Source organism: Kocuria sp. APC 4018 (genome assembly GCF_030407675.1).
Classification (GTDB): Bacteria; Actinomycetota; Actinomycetes; order Actinomycetales; family Micrococcaceae; genus Kocuria; species Kocuria rhizophila.
In genome coordinates, this window is record NZ_JASDCY010000096.1 from 1 (window position 1) to 4,685 (window position 4,685).

The 4,685-nt window shown below is 59.3% G+C and carries 4 protein-coding genes; 1 reads left to right on the plus strand and 3 read right to left on the minus strand.

Going from position 1 to position 4,685, the window contains the following annotated elements:
• Positions 1-1,170 precede the first annotated feature (1,170 nt).
• Entirely contained in the window at positions 1,171-1,656 is a 486-nt protein-coding gene (locus QL985_RS11750; protein WP_290147939.1) for a hypothetical protein, read from the plus strand.
• 12 nt (positions 1,657-1,668) lie between these two features.
• On the opposite strand, the gene QL985_RS11755 is transcribed toward QL985_RS11750, so the two are convergent.
• The 3 genes from QL985_RS11755 to QL985_RS11765 form a co-directional block, all read right to left on the minus strand.
• Positions 1,669-2,025, minus strand: coding sequence for a hypothetical protein (locus tag QL985_RS11755; RefSeq protein WP_290147940.1), 357 nt, complete (start codon positions 2,023-2,025; stop codon positions 1,669-1,671).
• A 667-nt stretch (positions 2,026-2,692) separates the two neighbouring features.
• Positions 2,693-3,301, minus strand: coding sequence for a recombinase family protein (locus QL985_RS11760; protein ID WP_290147941.1), 609 nt, complete (start codon positions 3,299-3,301; stop codon positions 2,693-2,695).
• Between the two features lie 373 nt (positions 3,302-3,674).
• A complete protein-coding gene (locus QL985_RS11765) occupies positions 3,675-4,259 on the minus strand; it encodes a hypothetical protein (protein WP_290147943.1) in 585 nt (194 codons plus the stop codon).
• Positions 4,260-4,685 lie beyond the last annotated feature (426 nt).

The following is a 4,685-nucleotide window of genomic DNA, read 5'->3' on the forward strand; positions in this document are numbered from 1 at the left end:
CCAGGAGTAACGGCCTACAGCACCGTGATGTGGGTAGGGTACCGAGGTTCAAGCTGGGCAGGTCATGAGCTCCCTCAGCAGCTGGCGTTGCTCCAGGTGTTCTGATGTCTGTCTTTGATGGCAGCAGTGCGGACCCGCACAGACACGACTCCAGCAACATCGATGAGGCAGTGATCATTGGGCTTCTCGTATGAGTCAACCCACCTCGTAGCCTCTTGAAGCGTAGACGGATGCGGCTGCCAGTGACTTGTGGTCTCGGTATTAATCAGATCGGTATGGTCAGTAACTTGAACGTAGCCAAGGTAGGCATCATTTCCTGCGCTCGCTTCGTACAACTCATCAAGGATCTGGTTTTCCATCAAGGTGCCTAACTTTTAGAGGAATGTTAACTACCTGCACATAGTCTCATAGTTCCAGACATCAGGGAGAGCAGTTCATCAAGACAGTAAGAACAGGGAGAAGACTTGCCTTTGGAACTCACTATGTTCGTACTGATTTATGCCCTGCCCCCCGCTCTTCCCCAGTCCATCCCGTGGAGCTGTTTCTGAGAGGACCAGCCGATCAGCCTGGGAGGGAGTGAGGGAGCGGAGGGCAGGGGGATGCCTTAAACGCTCCCGTGGCACACCTTCGGCGAGGAAGGGTGGGGTAGGGAACGTCTAAGGCATCTTGAACACGTGCGGATCAGCCCGGTCGGTCGATCGGTCGCATCGGTTGACCACCTCGTGGGTGGTTGAAGAAGGCCCACGGCATTACTCGTGGGCAGTGGCGGCATGTGCGCACAGCTCCGGTGCTCGACCTCGTGACAGGGCTACTGTCCACGGGCGACACTGTAGGGCTTGGCACTCCTTCGCTTCCAGGTCTTACGACTCCTGGTGACGGCCCCTGTCTGTGCGCTCGGCAAAGGAGCCGGCTCTGACCCGGGGAGCACCGCGTGTGAGGCGGCTGGTGATGTTGATGCGGGGCCGCGTCTCAGGCCCCACCCAGGTCTTCCATCGCTGGGCGCTCCATTGCAACCGTTGGCGCAGTTGCTAGAATGGACTCAGTTGTTGTTGCAAACACCAGGATAGGGCACTGTTGGCGCAGTGCCCTTCCGCATGTCTGGGGTGTGTCGCTCCAGCACCCGCTAGGGATCTACTCAACGACCCACCGCAGAGACCCCTGAGAGGTGTCATGGATCCAGGATGGTTTGCCGTCATAGGTGCAGCAATCGGTGGCCTTGCCGGAGTCACGGGACCATTGCTGACCACCCTCATCCAGCAGCGCCGGGAAGATTGGCGAGCCCTTCGACCTGAGCTCCGCAACATGGTGGTTTCATTCACTGCAGCTGCCCAAGACGCATGGAATGCCAATCGCAAGTTGGCACTGCTCAGATACAACCTGCGCACTAGCCCTAATAAAGAATCTGCGTTGCGAGCCTTAGAGGAAGAATGCAAAGTTGCGGAGGACCGCGTCAGCAAAGAACTCGCAAACCTTCGTTTAACTCATCCAGAGCTGGGGCAGCTGGGTGCCCAACTATCAATAGTCTGGGGATTGCTGGGCGTCGAGCATATCTTGAATCCTGAATCTGAGATTGACATGGATTGCTACCGAAAATCTTACCAGGAGTCCTTAGATGCGTTCGAAGTCAGGGCAAGAGAAATGCTTCGTATCCATTAGAACTAAACCTTCCTATCGGCCGAACAGTTTCCTCCACTTTGCCCTTTTATCGTTTGCAACAGAGTCACGAGATTCCTCTTGTGCTGACGGATATACCCCAAGTTGCTTGGGATCGGCGGCTAACTCCCGGCTGGAAGTAGTAAGCATCCTCCGCTCAACAGTCAGTGTTTCGCTCAGCGCGTCCGCTAGTTCGCGTGCAGCTTGTGCTCGTTCTTCGGCTGAGCGTTGACGTTCTTCTGCCAGCTCTGCGCGGTGTCTGAGTTCCACGATCTGGCGCTCTAGGTCATGCACCTCAGAACGGCCTTGTACGGCGTTCTGAACGCCTTTTTCGGGTTCGGTGTGGTTATCTACCGGGGTGGTGGGTTTCATCATCCCAGAGGCCACCAGAGCGCTTATAGGGACTTGCCATCCATCAGGGGAGATTACTGCCCCACATTCCTCTAGGCGGCTTCGGTTCCGTCTGATCGTGGAGACGGAGACCCCGGCAACTTCGGCAGCTCGCTTCATCCCGAACACAGGTTGCTCAGTGGGGGTGTGCTCACTGTGCTCAGGGGGTGTCGTGTGCTCGCTCATGGTCCCATGATGACACGCTTTGAGGTCTGCTCATGGGAGGGCACCAGCGGTGTTCATCCGCTACAGGGCAGGGGTTCAGGGGTGTTCACCGGGGGAGCGCATGACTGTAGGTCACGCTGGGGTGAGGGGACTCCATGCGGTGCTCAGTGAACACAGCCGTTCTGATCTTTCTGGGATAAGCCCTGGCAAGGAGGAAGTGTCCCACTCGATCCGGATCACCTTGTGGACCTCGCGGGGTGAGCCAGCACAAGCGGGCCTCCTTGGCGAACAGCGCCGCTTAGCAGTCGAGGAATTTGAGATAGCTCCCTCTCCGGGTAGGTATACCCAGCGAGTGGGGCAACCTCACGGGAAGCCGTCTCCTAGTAGGCGTAATCTGACTCAGGACCGCACGGCCCCACGATGGACAATGCCCCGCCCACTCCCTCGATTGAGGGGAGCGAGCGGGGCGCTGTCCTGTGGGGACTCAGGCCGCTTGCCGAGCAATGTCCAGGTAGCGGTAGACCGTCTGGCGTGCGGGTGCATTACCCCCGAACTTGCGTGCAAGGGCGTCCGCAATCTCAGCGGCGTTGCGTCCCCTGTCGTGGAGCTCGGCGGCGTACTTCACTCGGGGATTGTCTGCGGTCACGGTGGCCCGTCCGCCCAGTTTCTTGCCCTGGCGTCGTGCTTCCTCCAAACCCATTTTGGTTCGCTCGCTGATCTTCTCCCGCTCGATAGACGCGAGCGTGGAGAGAATGGCCACCATGAGCCGGGTGACTCCCTTGTCTCCGCTGAAGATTGGTTCCGTGAGCGATTGGACGCCGATACCCCTAGCGCTCAGGGACTCCACCGTCTCCTGTAGGTGGATGTGGTCGCGGCCCAGCCGGTCCAACTTCCACACCACGACGGTGTCACCGGGGCGCAGCGCGTCCATCATGCGGTCCAGTTCAGGCCGGGACGTGGTGGTGCCAGACACGCCGCGCTCCACAAACACGCGCTCGCAACCGTCCTCACGCAGCTTGGCTTCCTGTGACTCCAGGCTGAGACCTTGGGCGGCTTGCTTGGCGGTGCTGACTCGGGCGTATCCGATCTTCATGGTTGGTGCTCTCCCTCATGGTGGTGTCCTGCCGTAGATGTTACATCTGAACGTACGTTGAACGCAACACCAGTTCGAGGGGTGGGAGTCCGCATGATGACGGGGCCGACTCGGCGAGCAAGTGTCACATCTTGAATCAGACGTTTGATGTAACAGTGACGTTCGAGAGTGAGCGGACGGCAGGAACCACCACGGCTGAGTGTGGGGCACCAGGGGTAGGGGGATGCCCCCGTTCGAATTGCTCCACGGATCGGCAGTACTCAGCACGCGGCGTAGGAAACGGGTTCAGACATTGCCCCTCGGGGTCACTTCCCTTGAAGTACCTGCGTTCCGTCCTATGTGACAGCTTCCACACCCAGGCGGTGGAGGTGTCTCAGGGCTTCTCCAACTTCTCCAGATCTGGCGAGAACCGGAGGAACCCATAGCGGGACTCAAGACTCGCAAGGTATGAGTCGGCATGAGCTTGTTCCTCAGTCGAAACAGCGAAGGGCCAGGGAAGGCCCGCCGTCTGGGCGAGGAACAACGCCCCAGCGGTAGCCCGCTTCGACGACGGCGGAGCGACCCGCTTGTGTTTGCTTCGCTGGTTCTGGTTGGGGGTGGCCGGCTGCAGGTGCAGAGGATTGCAGCACAAAGTGTTCCGGTCGGTGGTGTCCCCTGCACTCTTGCACCCGCGATGATCCAGCTGGTGACCTCTCCTGAGAGGTTCTTGCCCTGTCATCTCCCACACCACTCGGTAGGCGATCCATTTGCTTTGAGGAGAACCCTCGTAAGGGAGGAACAGCGGGCGAGGTTTTCCACCTTTGCTCTGCTTGGTGTCACCTCTCCACGTCCAGCAGTGGGGGTAGTCATCGATGACACCAAGACCAGCCGCCAACTGTTCGAGGTTCTGCTCATAGTGCCGCATCAGATGCAGATGCTCATGCTGGGAGCACAGGCTCACGCGGTGGGGAACCTGCATGAAGAACTCCTCCCCCCGCTTCCACAAGTCAGACCGGCCGAAGATCCTCGGAGTCTGCAAGGGGTCGCTGAACTCCCTGTAGGACCCTGGTTGCTCGATGACGGTGGAGCAGTAGTAGCACCGAACCGCGTGGTTCCTCCACGTACGAGCATGTGAAGCACAGCGCCGGGAGTCCGCAGCCGGCTTCACGCAGCCAGGGACAACGCACAGGGCTTGAGAGCCCATAGGAACCCACCTTTTCCGAAATCAAGCGAGCAAGCATGGCATCACCCACCCCCTCCGCACCAGCAGCTCCAAGGAAGGGCCCGTCGTATGGAGGCCCGGGCCGTTACTCCTGGCCCTGGAAGGACCAGGAGTAACGGCCTACAGCACCGTGATGTGGGTAGGGTACCGAGGTTCAAGCTGGGCAGGTCATGAGCTCCCTCA